Consider the following 18,657-nt stretch of genomic DNA (forward strand, 5'->3'; position numbering starts at 1 on the left):
GAGAACTTGTGACGCGTGACAATCAGCGGCTCGTCGTCCCCGGTGAACCGCGCGGCCCCGCACGGCCGTTGCCCGGGCCGCTGTCCATCGCGGGCCGCCCGGTGGCCGCCCGGCTGCGCGCCCGCGTCCCCTCGCTGACCGCCCGGGTCGTCGACCGGCTCCTCTCCGACCTGCCGGTCTACGCGGACCTTCCCCCCGAGGAGATCTCGGGCGACATCGCGGACATCGTCCAGCACAATCTGCGGCTCTTCGCCGACGTCGTCGAGTACCGGCGCCCCGCGACCGAGGCCGACCTGGCCCAGCAGCGCGACTCCGCCGCACAGCGCGCCGAGGAGGGCGTCCCGCTGGACGCGATCCTCACGGCGTACCAGGTCGGCACGGCCATGTGCTGGCAGGAGGCCGCGAGAGGGGCGCTGCCCGGCGACCTGCCCGTCGTCCTGGAGATCGCGGACCGGATCATGGTGCTCCAGCGGCAGTTGACGTCCGCCGTCAGCAGCGCCTATCTGGAGGCCCGGCAGATCCTCGACAGCCAGGAGCACGGCGGACGGCACGCCCTGATGACCGCGCTGCTGAACGGTGAGCCGCTGGACCGCTTCACCCACCCCACCGGGCCCCGGCCGGCCACGCGCTACCTCGCGCTGACCCTGGCGCTGGCCCCGCACCCCGACGAACTCGCCCAGTCACCGGGGCCGGGCGCGGGCTTCGCGGCCCGGCGCAAGATCCGCCGGATCCGTACGGTCCTCGACCGCTTCGCCGGCGCGCCGGTGCTCACCGCCCTCGACGCGTCCGGCGGCACGGTGCTGCTGCCCGCCGCCGAACCGCCGGACTGGCACGGCCCGGACGGGCTGCGCGCACTGATCGACGAGGCGGCCCGCGCGGCGGGGGTTCCCGTCACCGCCGCCGCCGAGACCGTGGGACCGGAGGACGTTCCGGCCGCCGTGGCCCGCAACACCGAGATCGTGGACCTGGTCGAACGCACGGGCCGGCCGCCCGGTCTGTACCGGCTCGCCGACGTCCTGCTGGAGTACCAGCTCAGCCGCCCCAGCGAGGCGCTGCACGGGCTGGCACAGCTGCTGGGGCCGCTGGAGGCGAAGCCCGAGCTGCTGCACACCCTGGAGACCTACCTCGAACTCGGCCTGGACCGGCGGACCACCGCCGCCGCCCTGCACATCCACCCCAACACCGTCGACTACCGCATCCGGCGCATCGGCCGGCTGACCGGACTCTCGCCGTCACGGCCGGCCGACCTCCAGCACATCAGCGCGGCGCTGGTCGCCCGGCGCTCGATGTGAACGCGCCGTTCGGCGCGGGCCCGTCGCTGGCGGGAGGCCGGCCTTCGCCGGGCGTCCGTCGATCGGTGGGAACTCGCCCTTCGCGCGTCGAACCGCCGGGCGATGTGTGTGGGGAGGGGGAAGCGGGAGAAGTGGGGGAGGGGGGAAGGGGAGCGATGAGGGACGGGCGGTGGGGTGGGGGGAGGGGCACCCGGAGTCAGTGGACCGTGCGGAAGCTGCGCCACGGGGGCGCGCTGGTCCCGTTGACGTCGCTGAAGGTGGTCGCGAGATAGGTCGAGCCCGGTCCGGTGCAGTCGGGCGTGCGGTAGAGGACGAGGTCGACCAGGGTGCCGTTGGTCACCGCCTTGGCCCCCGCCGGGTCCAGCCGGTGGCAGCCCCGTACGAGCGGGCTCTGCAGCGTCACCGTGGCATTCCGTTCGGTCATGTACGTGACCGGTCCGACCGCGGTCCGGCCGAGGCCGGAACAGCCCGCGACGGTGAGGGCCAGGAGCGCGGTCCCGGCTGCGATGCCGGAACGGCGGCGTCGGTGATCGATCACGGGCATGGCGGGTCCTCGTCTGTCTCGTCCGGCTCGTTCGCCGGCGCGGGCGGATGCGTCGGCGATCTCCCGCACACCGCACCGGGCGCGACGGCCGCGCACCGCACCGGGCGCACCGGCGGCGCCGGACGCCTGGCGCGGCACGTGGCGCGGGGGCGGAGCACGTGCCGACGCTGGCCACCCTGCCCGCTTCCCGGCGCCCGGGCACCCGGGGCGCGGCCGGGCGGGGGAAGGGCCGGCCTCCCCGTACCGCCGCCTCATCGCCCACTGCGGTCAGCCCACTGCCGTCGGAACCACTGCCACCGACGCGGGCGCCGTCGGCTCCGGTGTCGCCTTCATATCGGTAGATATTGGGCATACCGTGGTATTAGCGACTTGCTGATCCCTGCGTTGCAGGGTTTCCGGTTCTCAGGGGGCCGTCATGGTCCAGGATCTCGTGATCGCGGTAGTGGCCGCGGCTTCGGCGGCCGTGTTGTATCTGGCCGCGGGAGCCAAGATCGTCAAGCAGTACGAGCGGGGCGTCGTGCTGAGGCTCGGCAGGCTGCGCGACGACGTCCGAGGGCCCGGATTCACCATGGTGGTTCCCGGCATCGACCGGCTGCGCAAGGTCAACATGCAGATCGTGACGATGCCGGTGCCCGCCCAGGACGGCATCACCCGCGACAATGTGACGGTGCGCGTGGACGCCGTCATCTACTTCAAGGTGGTCGACGCGGCGAGCGCGTTGATCCAGGTGGAGGACTACCGGTTCGCCGTCTCCCAGATGGCCCAGACCTCGCTGCGGTCCATCATCGGGAAGAGCGATCTGGACGACCTGCTGTCCAACCGCGAGAAGCTCAACCAGGGCCTGGAGCTGATGATCGACAGCCCGGCGGTCGGGTGGGGCGTGCAGATCGACCGGGTGGAGATCAAGGACGTCTCGCTGCCGGAGACGATGAAGCGTTCCATGGCCCGCCAGGCCGAGGCCGACCGTGAGCGCCGGGCCCGTGTGATCAACGCGGACGCCGAGCTCCAGGCGTCGAAGAAGCTCGCCGAGGCCGCGGGCGCGATGTCCTCCGAGCCGGCCGCACTGCAACTGCGACTGCTGCAGACGGTGGTGGCCGTCGCGGCCGAGAAGAACTCCACTCTGGTGCTGCCGTTCCCGGTGGAGCTGCTCCGGTTCCTGGAACGGGCGCAGCCGGCCGCACCGCAGGAGCCCGCGCAGCCCCGGCAGACCCCGCAGCCGCAGCAGGCACTCCACCCGGCGCCGCAGCCGGCTGCGGCGGGGCCGCGCCCCGCACCGCCGCAACGCCCGGCGACGGCCTCGCAGCGCTCGGCCGCTCAGGCCCAGCGCGCCGCCGCCCAGGCTCAGGCGCAGCGTGCCGACGCGACGGCGCAGCCGAGGCCGCGTCCCCCGCAGCGGGCTGCGGGGACGGCCGGTTCCGCCGCTCCATCGTCGTCCGACTCCCCGGCACAGCCGGGGTCCCCGACGCCTGCCGCGCCCTCCGCGCAACCTCCTCAGCCCCCTCGGTCCCCCCGCCCGAAGCCGCTGAAGCCGCTGGCCCCGCACTGAGCGCCCTACGGAGGGGAGACAGGCGGGCCCCCGCCCGCCTGTCTCCCCCATTGCTCACCAGTGCTCCCCGATGTTCCTCGGCGTCCTCGGTGTCCTCGGCATCCTTGGTGTCCTTGGTGTTCGTGGCGTTCCCGGCGGCCCCGGCGTTCATGGGTCTCCGGGTTCCCTGCCGTCGGCGCCGGCCTGACCCTGACCGGAATCGTCGCGGGCGTCGGCGGACCGGGCCGCGGCGACGGCCCGCCGTGGTCCGGCCAGTAGTCCCGTACCAGGTGCGTACTGCCTCCGACCTGCGATGACGCTGCCGCGAGTCCGGTTGTCAGACCCCCCGCCTAGACTCGGCAGGAGTCATGAGGATCAAGGTGATCACGACGACCGGAGCGGGACGGGAGGGGATCGATGGCCACGGCTCGACACCAGCCGGAGGGCTCCTCCTCGCGTCTTCTCGGCTGCGCCGCCGTCTTCCTGCCCGCGCCCCTGCCCAGGGACGGACTCGTCGCCTTCTGGGACCCCGACGGCGGCCCCCTGCCGGACCCGGGCCGCGCCCCCGATCACTCAGAGGAGCCGGTGCCCGTCCACGAGCGGGCCACGGGTCCGACGGACGCCCGGGCCCACGATCACGCCGGGGAGCCGGAGCGCGCCCACGAGCGTCAGGCGGATCCCGGGGACCCGGCCTCCCGCCCCCGGGCCGGTGAGATCACGGTCGTCCGCAGACACGGACAGCGGGCCGCCGTCCGCCGGAGCACGGTGCCCGCCGTCCTGCTGCCCGTGGCCGACGCCCTGCCCCTGCTGGTCCGGGCCCGGCATCACGGGGCGGCGCACCCCGCCGCCCGCTGCTGGGGGGCCGCCGCGCTCCAGGCGCTCAACCTGGTGGCGCGCGGCAGACTGCTTCCCGGGCTGACGGGCGACGACCTCGACGCCTGGCGGGCCGGTCCGCGCGATGCCGAGGACATCGCCCACCTGCGGGCGATCGCCGCCGCCATGCCCGCGGAGGGGTACGCGGTCCCCCTCCCGGACCGCACCCCGCTCCAGCTCCCCGACCCGGAATGGCTGCTGGGGGCGTTCCTGGACGCCGTGGCCGACACCCTGCCCCGCACCCCCGCCGCCGCGTACGCGATGGGCGCGCCCTTCGCGGCCCGCGACGCCCAGCGCCTGCCCGGGGCCCGGGACTGGGCGGTCGACGTCGCCGCCGGCCTCGACGCGGGCGTACGGGTCTCGCTGCGCCTCGACCTGTCCGCATACGAGCTCTTCGACACGGCCGCCACCGACGCCGCCCACGACGACGGCCGCCCCGGCCAGGACCGCCCGCACTCCGACGGCGCTCCCGGCGACGAGCCGCAGGTCCGTCCCGGCCGTGCTCGGCACGCCGCCGCGGCCATCACCCAGGTGCACAGCCTGGCCGACCCGACGCACATCGTCGACGCCGCAGCCCTGTGGCACGGCGGAGCGGGCGAGCCGTTCGGCCCGCGGGCCAGGATCGACGCCGTTCTCGCGCTGCGCCGGGCGGCCCGCGTCTGGGCCCCGCTGGAGCGACTGCTGGAACAGCCGGTCCCCGATGTGCTGGCGCTCGAAGAGGACGAGCTGTACGAGCTGCTGGGCGACGCCGGGGCCCGGCTGGCCGCGGCCGGGGTCGGCGTCCACTGGCCCAGGGAGCTGGCCCGCTCCCTGACCGCCACCGCCGTCGTGCGCCCCGCGCCCGGCTCGGCCACCAACGGCACCTCGTTCTTCGACGCCGAGCAGCTCTTCGCCTTCGACTGGCAGCTGTCCCTGGGCGACGACCGGCTCACCGAGCAGGAGATGGACGCCCTCGCGGAGGCTCACCGCCCCGTGGTCCGCCTGCGCGACCGGTGGGTGGTCGTCGACCCCGCGCTCGTCCGCAAGGCACGCAAGCGGGAGCTCGGGCTGCTCGATCCGGTCGACGCCCTCGCCGTGGCCCTGACCGGCAGCGCCGAGGTCGACGGCGAGCAGGTCGAGGCGGTGCCCGTCGGCGCCCTGGCCGCCCTCCGCGACCGCATCACCGCCGACACCGCCGCCATCGCCCCGCCCCCCGGCCTCGCCGCCACCCTCCGCGACTACCAGCTCCACGGCCTCGCCTGGCTGGACCGCATGACCTCGCTCGGCCTCGGCGGCTGCCTCGCCGACGACATGGGGCTGGGCAAGACGATCACCCTCATCGCGCTCCACCTGCGGCGCGCCCACCCCGCGCCCACCCTCGTCGTCTGCCCCGCCTCCCTCCTCGGCAACTGGCACCGGGAGATCAACCGCTTCGCCCCCGACGTCCCCGTCCGCCGCTTCCACGGCACCGACCGGACCCTGGCAGAGCCCGACGGCGGCTTCGTCCTCACGACCTACGGCACGATGCGTTCCAGCGCGCCCCAACTGGCCGGCCACAGCTGGGGGATGATCGTCGCCGACGAGGCCCAGCACGTGAAGAACCCCCACTCCTCCACGGCGAAGGCGCTGCGCACCATCCCGGCCCCCGCCCGGGTCGCCCTCACCGGCACCCCCGTCGAGAACAACCTCTCCGAACTCTGGGCCCTGCTCGACTGGACCACCCCCGGGCTGCTGGGGCCCCTCAAGGCGTTCCGGGCCCGCCATGCCCGTGTCGTCGAGAACACCGGGACGGCCGCCGGGCTCGGCGACGACGAAGCGGTCGAACGGCTCTCCCGCCTGGTCCGTCCCTTCCTCCTGCGCCGCCGGAAGGCCGACCCCGGCATCGCCCCCGAGCTCCCGCCCAAGACCGAGACCGACCACCCCGTCTTCCTCACCCGGGAACAGGCGACGCTCTACGAGGCCGCCGTCCGCGAGACGATGGCGTTCATCGAGGCGTCCGAGGGCATAGCCCGACGCGGGATGGTCATGAAGCTGCTGACCTCGCTCAAGCAGATCTGCAACCACCCCGCGCAGTATCTGCAGGAGGAGCCGTCCCGCCTGACCGGCCGGTCGGGAAAGCTCGCCCTGCTCGACGAACTCCTCGACACGATCCTCGCCGAGGACGGCTCCGTCCTCGTCTTCACCCAGTACGTGACCATGGCCCGGCTCCTCTCCGCCCACCTCGCCGCGCGGGCCATCCCCTCCCAACTCCTGCACGGCGGTACGCCGGTGGCCGAACGGGAACGGCTGGTGGACCGCTTCCAGTCGGGCGAGGTCCCCGTCTTCCTGCTCTCCCTCAAGGCGGCCGGCACCGGGCTGAACCTCACCCGCGCCGCCCACGTCATCCACTACGACCGCTGGTGGAACCCCGCCGTCGAGGAACAGGCCACGGACCGGGCTTACCGCATCGGCCAGACACAACCCGTGCAGGTGCACCGGCTGATCGCGGAAGGCACGGTCGAGGACCGGATCGGCGAGCTGCTGAAGTCCAAGCGGGACCTGGCCGACGCCGTCCTCGGCAGCGGGGAGACCGCGCTGACCGAGCTCAGCGACCGCGACCTGGCCGACCTCGTCTCGCTCAGGAGACCGGCATGACCCCCCTGCCCGGGGCCGACCACCGGCCCACCGCGCCCGACCCCCGCGCCGAGGCCCGCCGAGCGGCCGCCGCCGGCTCCCGCGCCGGGGCCCGCCGCGCTGTCCTCCCCGGCCCCGGGCCCCGTCCCGAAGCCCGCCGGCCGGCCGCCGCCGACCCCCGGCCCGAGGTCCGCCGGACCGCCGGCGATCCGCGTACGGCCGTGCGCCCCCGCCCCGGCCCGGACGACCTGCGCCGCACCTTCGAGGCCGTGCCGCCCCGCACCTCCCAGGGCGACGGCCCCTTCGCGGACAGCTGGTGGGGCCGCGCCTGGGTGGCCGCCCTGGAGTCCCTGTCGATGGACGAGGGACGGCTCGCCCGCGGCCGCGCGTACGCCGACAGCGGCAAGGTCGCCGCGATCACCGTCACCCCCGGCCGGGTCGTCGCCTACATCCACGGCAGCCGCCCCCGCCCCTACCGCAGCGAACTGCGCCTGCGGACGTTCACCGACCCGGACTGGGACACCTTCCTCGACGCGGTCGCCGCCCGACCCGGCCACCTCGCCGCGCTGCTCGGCAAGGAGATGCCGCACTCGCTGGTCGACACGGCGGCCGAGGCCGGCATCGTGCTGCTGCCCGCGGCGGGCGACCTCGACCCCGACTGCACCTGCCCCGACCGCGGCCGGCCCTGCAAACACGTGTCCGCTCTCTGCTACCAGATGGCCCGGCTCCTGGACACCGACCCGTTCGTCCTCCTGCTGCTGCGCGGCCGGGGCGAACGCGAACTCCTCGAAGAACTCGGCCGTCGCAACGCCGCGCACGAGGCCCGGGAACGCCCCGCCGCCCCCGCCACGCCGTCGGTGCCCGCCCGCGAAGCACTCGCCGGCCGGTCGCTCCCGCCGCTGCCCGCCCCGCTCCCGGTCCTGCCGCATCCGGGGCAGCCGCCCTCGTACCCGGGCCTGCCCGGAGCCCGCGATCCGCTCGCCCTCGACCACCTCGCCACGGACGCCGCGGCGCGTGCGCACACCCTCCTGACCACCGGGACCGACCCGATCCACGGCCTCACCCCGTGGCAGGACGCCGTACGCCTCGCCGCATCCCGCCACACCGCCGGACTCACGGCGACCACCCGCGCCCTCTACCGCGAACTCGCGTACGCCACCGGCCGCACCACCACCGAACTGGCCCGGGCGGTCGCCGCCTGGCGTCAGGGCGGCGCCGAGGGGCTCGCCGTCCTCGAAACGCCCTGGGACCCCCCGGCCGGCCCCTTCGACCGGGCGCGCCCCGCACTGGCGGCGGCCGACCTCCCCCGCTTCCAGCCCTGGCGCAACCGCCTCACCCACCCCGACGGGACGCTCCAGCTCCGCTTCGGCCACGACGGCCGCTGGTACGGCTACGAGTCCGAGCCGGGCGAGGACGACTGGTGGCCCCGCGCCGACCCGGACACCGACCCGGTCGGCGCGCTCCTGGCACTCGGCGGGGGCTGACTCCGGCTCCGGGCGCCCGCTCAGCGGGGCAGCACCGCGTCGACGATCTCGCGGGCGAAGCCTGGCGGCGGCGTTTCACGGCGCAGCAGCACCCGTACCCACACCGCGCCCGCGAGCAGGTCCAGCAGCAGCATCGGATCGATGTGTTCCGGAAGCTCGCCGCGCGCGGCGGCACGGGCGAACACCGGCTGCTCGCGGGAGAACCGGTCGGCGAAGAAGTCCCGTGTGAGAGAGCCGAGTTCGTCGTCCGGCAGGCCCGTGCCGGAGAGCAGGGCGCGGGCTACCGGCTCGGTGCGCGGGCCGGTGAGCAGGGCGACGATCTGCTCGGTCAGGGCGACGAGGTCGCCGCGGAGACCGCCCGTGTCGGGGATGTCGACGTCGAGGACCCGGGCGTGGATCAGCGCCGCCCGCAACAGCGCCGCCCCGGGTGGGCGCGCACCGCCGGGCCCCGCCTCCGGGAACGGTTCCCGAAGGCGCCCGAACGGGTCTGGGCCCGACTGGACCTCTCGCAGCGGGAGGTGGGCGCCGCCATCGGGCTGGTTGGCGCGGTCGTGGCCGCCGCGGCGGCGGACGGCGCGCGGACCGGGGGCCGGAGCCCGTTCTTCCGGACAGCGCTCGCCGGATTCGGCCTGCACGGTGTCGCGCACATGGTCCAGTCGACGGCGTACCGGGGCTACACGCCGGGCGTCGTCACGGCGCCGGTCGTCGTCCTGCCGTACTCGCTCTGGGCGGTACGGCGGCTGAGGGCGGCCGGCGGCGGGCCCGGCGGCGCCACCGTGCCGGCCGCGGCGCTGGCGCTCCCGGCGATCGTCGTGGGCGCCCATGCGCTGGCGCGCCGGATCACGCGGAGGCGTGGCTGAGCGGGCGCACGCGGGCCGAGGAGCGGTCGAGGAGCAGCCGAAGGGCGGCCGAGGAGCAGCCGAAGAGCGGCCGAAGGGCGACCGGGCCTCGGCGTGCGCCTTCCCGCGCACCGCATCCGCCGACGCGGTGCTCCGCAGCCCCCTGATCGGTGCGGATCGGTACTGACCGGGCGATGGCCGTACATCGACCGCCTGTTGTCGAAAACCGATGGCTTCCGTCACGACGGCGCTGCTACTTTCGCCGACGTGGCGAAACTCAATCAGATCATCGCAGTGGAGAAGGGCGTCAAGTCCAAGGCTCACCAGGACCTGACCGCTGCGCATCACGGTCTTCAGAAGGCCGGTCTGCTGGCCGGGATCTCCCGGACCTACCAGCCGAAGGACGAGGAGGGCGAGCAGCTCCCGCCCGAGTCGACCCTGGTGCAGGTCAAGGCCGAGGACGTGCTGCGGCAGACCGCGGCGACCCTCACCCGCCTCTTCGATGTGACCGCCACGAAGGACTGGGCGAACTGCACCGCCCGCGCCGATGTGAAGGTCGACGGGCAGGTGCTCGTGAGCGACGTGCCCGTGTCGTATCTGCTCTTCCTGGAGAAGCAGTTGACGGACATCGGAACCTTCGTTCGCAAGCTCCCGGTGCTGGACGCCGCCGAGGGATGGGTCCAGGATCCGTCGACGGACTCCTGGAAGACCGAGCCGGTGCGGACGCTCCGCACGAAGAAGGTCCCCCGCAACCATGTGAAGGCGGAGGCGACCGACAAGCACCCGGCGCAGGTCGAGGTGTACTACGAGGACATTCCGATCGGCTACTGGACGACCGTGAAGTTCTCCGGCGCCCTCCCGGCGCGGCGCGTCAACGAACTGCTGGACCGGGTGGAGAAGCTGCAGCAGGCCGTGAAGTTCGCCCGCGAGGAGGCCAATGGCGTGGACGTCGTCGACCAGCGGGTGGGTGATGCGATATTCGGTTACCTCTTCGGGTGACCGACCATGAACTCCCCGGCCGTCCCATTACGGTCGGGGTGCGCGAGGAGCGCAAGCTGAAGCTGAGGCTTGTCGTGACGACGCGGTTCCAGTGGAGGTTCGAGTCCTCCTCCCGGCACTCGACGCGCCCCGGCGCGCGGACGGGCCGGGATAGCCCAACGGGCAGAGGCAGACCGTGATCAATCTCAGACTCTTGCTCCAGGCTCAGCATTCGCCGCCCATCGCCGAATCGCACGGTCCCGTGCCCACGGGCGTCGAAATGCCGGTTCGACTCCGGCTCGGAGAGCTACGGTCTCCGATGGTCTAAAGGCAGGACGCGACGACATCAACCTGACACGGGACCTTAAAAGTGTCGGCGTGCCGCATGGGCGGCACCTTCGGGGCCCGGGGGCCGGCTACGCCCCCGGGCTCTCCCATGTCTCCGGGCCGCTCACGGCCCCGTCCGTCACCCGCGCGTCACCGACGGCGCCTCCCGCACCGCCGACGTCCCCCCGCATTCGATTGACGCCGCGTCGCGCACCCCCAGCGACACCCCGCGTCCCGCGAAGAAGCGCTCGAAGTCGGACAACGGCAGGTCGGCGGCCCGGGTGCCGGCCGTGATGCCGGACGGGTTGTGGAAGTGGACGCCGCCGTCGGCCGTGCGGGCGGTCAGCAGCACCAGATGCCCGCCGCGCCCCGGAGGAGGCAGATGCGGTTTCCGGATGCCGTGATGCACCGAGGCCAGGACCGCACGGCCGTCGTCCAGCAGACCGGGGATCTCCTGCGGCGACAGGTGACGGTGGACCTCGGCGTCGAGGCCGTGCACCTCGCGCGCGTACTCCGCGAACGGCGCGTAGATCAGTCCCCGGATCACCCCCTCCGCGTCCTCCGTGTACGCGCCGTACTTCACCGCCCCGTCACGCAGCGCGAACAGGGACGGGGCGCCGGGGCCCAGCGCCATGCGCAGGCAGGTCACACCGCACAGGTGACCCGCCCAGCGCGCGTACTCGGCACGGGACGCGGCGCCCGATTCCGCCCAGGCCGGGTCGGTCGCCGGATCGGCCGCGCCCTCGACGATCGGGCCGACCAGGTCGGGCGAGGCGAACTGGGTGAGGACGGGCACGGAGCATACGGAGCAGGTCACCAGGGGCATCCGATCAGGGGCGAGGTTCGTTCACTGGCGGTATCCGGTCAGGAAGCGGCCGATGCGACTGATGGCCGCGTCCAGATCGTCAGCGTACGGGAGCGTGAGGATACGGAAGTGGTCAGGACGCGGCCAGTTGAAGCCCGTGCCCTGCACGACCTGGATCTTCTCCCGCAGCAGCAGGTCCAGGACGAACTTCTCGTCGTCGACGATCGGATGCACCTTCGGGTCGATGCGCGGGAACGCGTACAGCGCGCCCTTCGGCTTCACGCATGACACGCCCGGGATCTCGTTCAGCTTCTCCCAGGCCCGGTTGCGCTGCTCGCACAGCCTGCCGCCGGGCGCCACCAGCTCCCGGATCGACTGCCGGCCGCCGAGCGCCGCCTGAATGGCGTACTGCGCGGGCGCGTTGGGGCACAGGCGCATGGAGGCGAGCGTGGTCAGCCCCTCCAGATAGCCGCGGGCGTGCTGCTGCGGACCGGAGATCACCAGCCAGCCGGAACGGAACCCCGCCACCCGGTACGTCTTCGACAGGCCGCTGAACGTGAGGCAGAGCAGGTCGGGGGCGAGGGACGCCACGGTGTGGTGCTCGGCGTCGTCGTAGAGGATCTGGTCGTAGATCTCGTCGGCGAACACCATCAGGCCGTGGGCGCGCGCCAGATCGAGGATGCCGTCGAGGACCTCGCGCGGATAGACGGCGCCGGTCGGGTTGTTCGGATTGATGATCACGACGGCCCTGGTCCGGTCGGTGATCTTCGAGGCCATGTCCGCGAGGTCCGGATTCCAGTCCGACGCCTCGTCACAGGTGTAGTGCACCGCCCTGCCGCCCGCGAGGGTCACCACGGCCGTCCACAACGGGTAGTCGGGGGAGGGGATCAGCACCTCGTCGCCGTCCTCCAGCAGCGCCTGGACGGCCATCGAGATCAGCTCGGAGACGCCGTTGCCGAGGAAGACGTCGTCGACGCCGACCTCCGTCAGCCCCATCGCCTGGTAGCGCTGCACGACCGCCCGGCGCGCGGACAGGACGCCGCGCGAATCGGTGTAGCCGTGCGCCTGCGGAAGCATCCGGATCATGTCCTGGACGATCTCCTCCGGCGCCTCGAAGCCGAAGAGCGCGGGGTTGCCGGTGTTGAGGCGGAGCACGCTGTGGCCCGCCTCCTCCAGGGCGTTGGCGTGCTCGATGACCGGGCCCCGGATCTCGTAACAGACCTCGTCGAGCTTGCTGGACTGCCGGAATTCCATGCGGTGGCCTCCCCGACCTGATTGCGATACTTGGTTTTACCAAGCTCAGGCTTGGAAAGTCCAACAACATGTCTAGACTGCGTCGCATGCCACGTCAGCAACAGCCCGCAACGCGCCCGCCCCGCCGCCGGAGTTACGACCAGTTCTGCGCCACCGCGCGCTCCCTCGATTCCGTGGGCGATCGGTGGACCCTGCTGATCGTCCGTGAACTGCTGGCGGGCCCGCGCCGCTACACCGACCTGCACGCCGACCTGCCGGGCGTCAGCACGGACGTCCTCGCCTCCCGCCTCAAGGACATGGAGCAGAACGGCCTCGCGACCCGCCGCAGGCTGCCGCCGCCCGCCGCGGCCTCGGTGTACGAACTGACCGAACGCGGCCGCGGGCTGCTGCCGGTGCTCGCCGCGCTCGCCGAATGGGGCGCGCCCGCGCTGGCCGAGCGGCGGCCCACCGACGCCGTGCGGGCACACTGGTTCGCGCTCCCGCTGCTGCGCGTGCTGGATCGGACGACGCATGCGGGAGTCGTCGAAGTCCACTTGGACGAGGGCGAGTTCCATGTACGCGCCGGGGGCGGCGCGGCGGCCGGTGCGGGGTGCGGTGCGGAAGACGCCGCCGCCGGCGCGGACGGTCCGGACAGTCCGGGCGAGCGGCGGCCGTCGGAAGCGGCCGTGTACGGGGACGGCCCCGCCGCCCGCGCCGACGCCCGGATCGCGCTCGACGTCGAGGCGTGTCTCGCGCTCGGCCGGGGCGAGTTGACGCTGGCCGAGGCAGTTCGGGCCGGGCGCGCCGAAGTGGCCGGGGACGGGCCGCTCGCCGCCGAACTCCGGGGCGAGTGACCGGGGCCGTACGGTCCCGGCCGGGTGCGGAGGGGTGCGGTGGGGCGCGCCCGGGTGCGGAAGGGGTGCGGTGGGGCGCGGCGCACAGTGCGTACTGCGCGCGGGGTTGCGGAGCCCGTGGGGGTCGTGCGCCCCGTGGGGTCGGCGGGCAAGGGTTGGTCTGATCAACTCCTGGGTAGCGTAGGGGCGTTGGCGAAGATCAAGCCGACTCCGGACCGCTGGAGCGTCCGGGGTCCCCGATGGGCCCGGCGCACCGCCGCGACCCCGTGCCAGGTGCCCGGAGCACCGAGGCGCCCGGTGCGTCGGCCTCCCGGACACCGAGGCGGAGGAGCCGTACGTGACGACCGGCGGACAGCGGACAACCGGCGAGCAGCGCGGAACGGGCGAGCGACCCGGAACGGATGAGCGGCGCGAGCGCCCCGGCACACGGACGCGGCCGGGGCGGCTCGCCCGGGCCATGGCCATGGGCGGCTGCGCGGCCGTGCTCGGGTTCACGTCGTCGGCGGCCATGGCCACCCCCGGCAGCGGGGTGAGCGGCACGGTGCTGGCCCAGGGCACATCGGCCGGAAAACTGAAGGTGAAGACCCCCGGCGGCCGCACCGATGTGACCTTCCGGACCATCACGGTCGAGCCGGGCGGCTCCACCGGCTGGCACACCCACCGCGGGCAGTTGATCGCCGTCGTCAAGTCCGGGACGCTGACGCGCACGCTGGACGACTGCTCGGTCGAGGTGACGCCCGCCGGTTCGTCGTTCATCGAGCCGTCCGGCGCCCGGCACCGCCACATCGGGCGCAATCTGGGGTCGGAGCCGGTGGTGCTCTGGGCGACCTATCTGCTGCCCGAGGGAAGCGAACTCTCCGACGACGCCGAGGCGCCGGACTGCGGCGCGAAGTAGTCCCCCGCGCGGAGCGGCATGGCGCCGGTATCGGTGCGGGTGCCGATCGCTGGTGTCCGGTGACGCCGGTGCGACGTGACGTCGTGCCCATGGAGCGGGCGGAGCGGGACACCCCCAGGACGCGGACGAGCTGGATCCGGCGTGGCGCGACGCGTTCGCGCGGGAGCTGCTGCGCGCGCTCGCCGCGTACTGCCCCGGCTCGCACACAAACCTCAGGGGCTCGCTCGCCCGGGGGACGGCGGACGCGTACAGCGACATCGACCTTGTCTGGACGGTGCCCGACGACCGTTTCGGCCCCTGTGTCGCCGCCGCCCGGGACGTGCTCGAAACGGTGCGCCCCCTCGAATCCCTCCGCACGGACCCGGAGTCACGGTGTGCGCACGGGCGACGGCTGCTCTTCGCCGCCTTCCGCGGGCTGCCGCTCTTCTGGCGGGTCGACCTGGAGATCCGCGGCGATGACACCGACGAGCACGGCGACGATCCCGGGGAACGCAGCGACGTTCCCGGGGAACGCGGTGACGACTGGTCGCGTCCCGCGAGCGCCCTCGCCAACGCGGTCGCCGCGGCCAAGGCCGTGCTGCGGGACCAGCCGCTGACGGCTCGGGGGCTGCTGGAGCGCGGGTTCAGGCGCGTCGGGGCGCCGGACGAGGTCACCGGGCTGTGGGACCACGACATCGGCCGTCTCGCCGAAGCGGCGGCCGCCCGCGACCCGGGACTGCGCCCGCTCGCCGACCGGGTGGTGCTCCTGGTCCGCAACCGGCTGGGCGACGCGGGCGCGGCGGCGGTCCGCCCGCCGCACGACCGGGACCGGGGCGCCGGACGGAAGCGATGATGGTCGGGTGCGATTCGAAGCGATCACCTGGGAGCGACTGGCCGAAGAGTTCGCCGCGCGGGTCCACGGCCTGGAGCCGGCCGACGCCGGTCCCTGGCTGAAGGTCGCCGTCGACGGGGCCCCGGCGGCCCGTACGGGGGAGCTGGCGGAGAGCACCGCACAGGCGTTGCGGGTCCGGGGGCGCGCGGTGCTCGTCGTGTCCACCGAGGGGTTCCTCCGGCCCGCGAGCCTCCGGTACGAGTACGGCAAGGAGGACCCCGACTCCTACTACGGCGGCTGGTTCGACACGGGCGCGCTGTGGCGCGAGGTGTTCGAGCCGCTGGCGGCGGGCGGCAGCGGCCGGGTGCTGCCCGACCTGTGGGATCCCGTGACGGACCGGGCCACCCGCAGCCCGTACCGGCATCTCCCGGAGGGCGGCGTGCTGGTGCTGCACGGCCCGTTGCTGCTGGGGCACTGGTTCCCGTTCGATCTGAGCGTCCACCTCCGGTTGTCGCCGGGCGCACTGCGCCGGCGCACCGCGGAGCCCGAGCACTGGAGCCTGCCCGCCTTCGCGCGGTACGAGGACGAGGTGGCCCCCGGCGATCAGGCGGACGCGGTCGTCCGGGCCGACGACCCGCTGCGCCCGGCGTGGACGGGGTGGCGGCGGACCGAGTAGCGGCCGTGGTCAGCCAGGCCGGGGGAGACGGGAGCGGGGGGAGGCCGGATCGGGCGGATCGGCCGGATAAGGCGGATCGGGGGAGACGGGATCGTCCCGGTGGGAGAGAGACGGGGCCGCCCGGTGGGGGCATGCGGGCGGCCCCTGGCCGACGATCGCCGCAACGTGGTCGCCGGGCCCTGATCGCTGGAACCCGGTCACCGGGCTCCGACTGCCGTCTGCCTTCCGTCTTCCGTCTTCTTCCGTCTTCCGTCTTCCGTCTTCCGTCTTCTGCCGTCTGCCGTTGCCCGCTGCCCGTTGCCCGCTGCCGGCCGTCCGTTGCCCGCTGCCGGCCGTCCGTCGGCGGACGCGTCGCGCACCCGGTCCGTTTCGGCAGGTCCGTTCGGCAGGTCTCACGGACCCGGGCGGCCGCCCACCAGGGTGACCGCCTCGGCCCCCGACCGGCAGCCCGCCGCCACGGCCGAGGCGTCGTCCGCTCCCGACAGCAGGGCCGCCAGAAAGCCGCCGGTGAACGCGTCGCCCGCGCCCGTCGTGTCCACCGCTCCCCGTACCGGTACGGCGGGGAAGCGCCCCGTCACCGTGCCCGCCACCGCCAGCAGGGCGCCGCCCCCGCCGAGCGTGACGACCACCCGCGGCACCCACAGGCTCAACTCGGCGGCGGCGTCAGCCGGTTCCTGAACGCCGGTCAGCAGACGGGCCTCGTCCGCGTTGGGCAGCAGGATGTCGGCGCCCGCCACCGTCGACAGGAAGCGGTCGGCGCCCAGTTCGGCCAGGAACCCGGCCGAAGCGGGATCGACGCTGACCGTGATCCGCCGGCGCCGCGCCTCTCGCAGGGCGAGCAGGACCGTCGCCCTGCTCGTCGCGGCGAAGAGCAGGTAACCGGAGAGATGGAGGTGGCCGACTCCGTCGAGCATCGACGGCGACCAGTCGTCGGGGGAGAGACGCAGCACCGCACCGCTGTCGGTGAGGAAGGTGCGCTCGGCCGCCGGGTCGACGAGGGCGACGACCGTGGCGGTCGGCGCCTCGTCGTCCACGGCCAGCAGGCCGCGCACCCCCGCACGGCGCAGCGCGTCCCGGTGCCAGGCCGCACTGTCGGCGCCGACCCGGGCCAGCAGCCGCACCTCGGGGCAGCCCGAACGCGCCGCCCAGCACGCGACGTTGGCGCCCGCGCCGCCCGGCAGGGTACGGATCCGGGCGGAGGTGTCCGTGCCGTGGGCCAGTTCCTTCGCGTGCCGGGCGACCACGTCGGTGACCACGTCACCGATGACGAGCAGCCCGCCACCGGTCGTCGCCGGGCCGCCCGGAGACGGCACGGCGACGACCCCGGCGCGCGGCGGCGCGGCGCGGACTCCCACGGCCGAAGGCCCCGAAGGCGCCGAGCGGGCTCCGACGCCCGGCGTCGCGAAGCGGGCACCCGCGCCCGGCGGCGCCGGGCGGACTCCCGTGCCCGGCGGCGGGGAACAGGCTGTCGCATGCGGCGGTGCGCAGCCGTTCCCCGCGTGTTCCGCGACGTCCCTGTTTCCCGTGTGTTCCGGACCGGTTCCGCTCCCCGTATGCTCCGGACCGGTTCCGCTCCCCGTATGCTCCGGACCGGTCCTCTGCCCCGTGTGTTCCGCGACGTCCCCGTTCCCCGTACGTTCCGGACCGGTCCCGCTGTCCGTATGCTCCGGGCGGCCGGTCCCGCTGCCGACGCGTTCGAGATCGGCCGTGCTCCCGGCGCGTGACGGAATGGCTTCGCGCGTCGTGCGCGCCGGTTCTCTGCCGCTCACCGCGCACCGTCGTGCGCCCGGGTGTCCCCGTCTTGGGGGCGCGCGGCCGTGTCCTGGCTGCGAGCCGTCCACGCCCCGGCGATGCGCGCGGCGAGTGACACGTTTCCGCGCACGGCCGCGAGATTGGCCTCCAGCGAGGCGCCATCGGTCCGCCGCGTCAGCCGGTCCAGCAGGAACGGAGTGACGGCCTGGCCCGAGATGCCGCGCTCCCGGCACGCGTCGAGGGCCTCCGACAGCACCCGGTCGTGCAGTTCGGGATCCAACTGGTCCGCCGCCGGCACGGGGTTGGCGACGATCAGCGCGGACGGAGGGCCGTCCAGCGCGTCCTGGGCCCGCATCACCTCCGCCACCTCCGCGGGCGTCCGCACCGTCCAGTCGACCGGCTCGCCCGAGCTGTGCAGATAGAAGCCGGGGAACTGATCGGTGCCGTAGCCGATGACTCCGACGCCCAGCGTCTCCAGGCGTTGCAGGGTGGCGGGGACGTCCAGGATCGACTTCACCCCCGCGCACACCACCGTGATCCCGGTCCGTGCGAGAAGTCGCAGGTCCGCGGACTCGTCCTGGGTCCGCGTCCATTCCCGGTGCACGCCGCCGAGGCCGCCGGTCGCGAAGACGCGCAGCCCGGCGCGGGCGGCCAGGAACGCCGTCGCGGACACGGTCGTCGCCCCGCTCGCGCCCGTCGCCAGGGCCGGTGCGAGATCGCGGTGGCCCAGCTTCCGCATCGCCGGATCACCGGCGACCCTCTCCAGCTGGGAACCGTCCAGACCGATATGGGCCCGCCCGTCGAGCACGGCGATCGTCGCCGGGACCGCCCCCGAGATCCGTACCAGCCGTTCGAGCTCCTCGGCGACCCGCAGATTGCGGGGACGCGGCAGGCCATGGGCGATGATCGTCGATTCCAGGGCCACGACGGGATGGTGCGTGGCGAGGGCCGCCCGTACCTCGGGGGAGAGGACGAGGGCATAGGGGTGGGCGCTGTCCGAGGCATCTAATGGCATGTTCACATCCCTGTCGCGGGTGTGCCGACCTCAAACGTACGGCGGGATCACCTTTCTCGCGCGTGAGTTCCCTCGTTTTCTTGTTCTCCTGTCTCTTTGTTCTCTTCCGTTTTCTTCCGTTCTCTTCCAGGTTTCCTCGTCGCTCCGCCCGGCTGCCTCCTC

Annotated in this window: 16 protein-coding genes; 10 read left to right on the forward strand and 6 right to left on the reverse strand. The window is 74.0% G+C overall.

Annotated elements, in window-relative coordinates; genetic code table 11:
• Positions 1 to 80: 80 nt before the first annotated feature.
• Positions 81 to 1,292 carry a PucR family transcriptional regulator gene (locus WA762_RS28855; protein WP_335939473.1) on the forward strand — a complete coding sequence of 404 codons (1,212 nt, stop codon included), beginning with the start codon at positions 81 to 83 and terminating at the stop codon, positions 1,290 to 1,292.
• A 196-nt stretch (positions 1,293 to 1,488) separates the two neighbouring features.
• On the opposite strand, the gene WA762_RS28860 is transcribed toward WA762_RS28855, so the two are convergent.
• A complete protein-coding gene (locus WA762_RS28860) occupies positions 1,489 to 1,836 on the reverse strand; it encodes a hypothetical protein (protein ID WP_335939455.1) in 348 nt (115 codons plus the stop codon).
• A 415-nt stretch (positions 1,837 to 2,251) separates the two neighbouring features.
• Between WA762_RS28860 and WA762_RS28865 the strand changes: the two genes are divergently transcribed.
• From WA762_RS28865 to WA762_RS28875, 3 genes are all read left to right on the forward strand, one after another.
• A complete protein-coding gene (locus WA762_RS28865) occupies positions 2,252 to 3,382 on the forward strand; it encodes a slipin family protein (RefSeq protein ID WP_335939456.1) in 1,131 nt (376 codons plus the stop codon).
• A gap of 396 nt (positions 3,383 to 3,778) precedes the next feature.
• The gene (locus WA762_RS28870; protein ID WP_335939457.1) at positions 3,779 to 6,847 is read left to right on the forward strand and encodes a DEAD/DEAH box helicase; all 3,069 of its coding nucleotides are present in this window, start codon (positions 3,779 to 3,781) and stop codon (positions 6,845 to 6,847) included.
• Positions 6,844 to 8,310 (forward strand): SWIM zinc finger family protein, encoded by a 1,467-nt coding sequence (locus WA762_RS28875; protein WP_335939458.1) that lies wholly within the window; start codon positions 6,844 to 6,846, stop codon positions 8,308 to 8,310. The genes WA762_RS28870 and WA762_RS28875 overlap by 4 nt, the downstream gene beginning before the upstream one ends.
• Before the next feature lie 20 nt (positions 8,311 to 8,330).
• Here WA762_RS28875 and WA762_RS28880 read toward each other — a convergent pair whose 3' ends face one another.
• Entirely contained in the window at positions 8,331 to 8,723 is a 393-nt protein-coding gene (locus WA762_RS28880; RefSeq protein WP_335939459.1) for a TetR-like C-terminal domain-containing protein, read from the reverse strand.
• On the opposite strand from WA762_RS28880, the gene WA762_RS28885 reads away from it, so the two are divergent.
• Both WA762_RS28885 and WA762_RS28890 read left to right on the forward strand, forming a co-directional pair.
• The gene (locus tag WA762_RS28885) at positions 8,703 to 9,170 is read left to right on the forward strand and encodes an HXXEE domain-containing protein (protein WP_335939460.1); all 468 of its coding nucleotides are present in this window, start codon (positions 8,703 to 8,705) and stop codon (positions 9,168 to 9,170) included. The genes WA762_RS28880 and WA762_RS28885 overlap by 21 nt on opposite strands.
• Before the next feature lie 246 nt (positions 9,171 to 9,416).
• The gene (locus WA762_RS28890) at positions 9,417 to 10,148 is read left to right on the forward strand and encodes a DUF7873 family protein (protein WP_335939461.1); all 732 of its coding nucleotides are present in this window, start codon (positions 9,417 to 9,419) and stop codon (positions 10,146 to 10,148) included.
• Between the two features lie 445 nt (positions 10,149 to 10,593).
• On the opposite strand, the gene WA762_RS28895 is transcribed toward WA762_RS28890, so the two are convergent.
• Both WA762_RS28895 and WA762_RS28900 read right to left on the reverse strand, forming a co-directional pair.
• A complete protein-coding gene (locus WA762_RS28895; RefSeq protein ID WP_335939462.1) occupies positions 10,594 to 11,271 on the reverse strand; it encodes a cysteine peptidase family C39 domain-containing protein in 678 nt (225 codons plus the stop codon).
• Between the two features lie 30 nt (positions 11,272 to 11,301).
• On the reverse strand, positions 11,302 to 12,513 hold the full coding sequence (locus WA762_RS28900) for a pyridoxal phosphate-dependent aminotransferase (protein ID WP_335939463.1): 1,212 nt from the start codon (positions 12,511 to 12,513) through the stop codon (positions 11,302 to 11,304).
• Between the two features lie 86 nt (positions 12,514 to 12,599).
• On the opposite strand from WA762_RS28900, the gene WA762_RS28905 reads away from it, so the two are divergent.
• The 4 genes from WA762_RS28905 (at position 12,600) to WA762_RS28920 (ending at position 15,728) form a co-directional block, all read left to right on the forward strand.
• Entirely contained in the window at positions 12,600 to 13,346 is a 747-nt protein-coding gene (locus WA762_RS28905; RefSeq protein ID WP_335939464.1) for a winged helix-turn-helix transcriptional regulator, read from the forward strand.
• 457 nt (positions 13,347 to 13,803) lie between these two features.
• Positions 13,804 to 14,241 (forward strand): cupin domain-containing protein, encoded by a 438-nt coding sequence (locus WA762_RS28910; protein ID WP_335939475.1) that lies wholly within the window; start codon positions 13,804 to 13,806, stop codon positions 14,239 to 14,241.
• A gap of 274 nt (positions 14,242 to 14,515) precedes the next feature.
• On the forward strand, positions 14,516 to 15,073 hold the full coding sequence (locus tag WA762_RS28915) for a hypothetical protein (RefSeq protein ID WP_335939465.1): 558 nt from the start codon (positions 14,516 to 14,518) through the stop codon (positions 15,071 to 15,073).
• Between the two features lie 7 nt (positions 15,074 to 15,080).
• Positions 15,081 to 15,728: a nucleoside/nucleotide kinase family protein gene (locus tag WA762_RS28920; protein ID WP_335939466.1), complete on the forward strand. Its 648-nt coding sequence runs from the start codon at positions 15,081 to 15,083 to the stop codon at positions 15,726 to 15,728.
• Positions 15,729 to 16,120: 392 nt separating this feature from the next.
• Here WA762_RS28920 and WA762_RS28925 read toward each other — a convergent pair whose 3' ends face one another.
• Both WA762_RS28925 and WA762_RS28930 read right to left on the reverse strand, forming a co-directional pair.
• A complete protein-coding gene (locus WA762_RS28925) occupies positions 16,121 to 17,041 on the reverse strand; it encodes a carbohydrate kinase family protein (RefSeq protein ID WP_335939477.1) in 921 nt (306 codons plus the stop codon).
• Between the two features lie 452 nt (positions 17,042 to 17,493).
• On the reverse strand, positions 17,494 to 18,495 hold the full coding sequence (locus tag WA762_RS28930) for a pseudouridine-5'-phosphate glycosidase (protein ID WP_335939467.1): 1,002 nt from the start codon (positions 18,493 to 18,495) through the stop codon (positions 17,494 to 17,496).
• Between the last annotated feature and the right edge of the window lie 162 nt (positions 18,496 to 18,657).

This window comes from Streptomyces tyrfis (assembly GCF_037034285.1).
Lineage (GTDB): Bacteria > Actinomycetota > Actinomycetes > Streptomycetales > Streptomycetaceae > Streptomyces.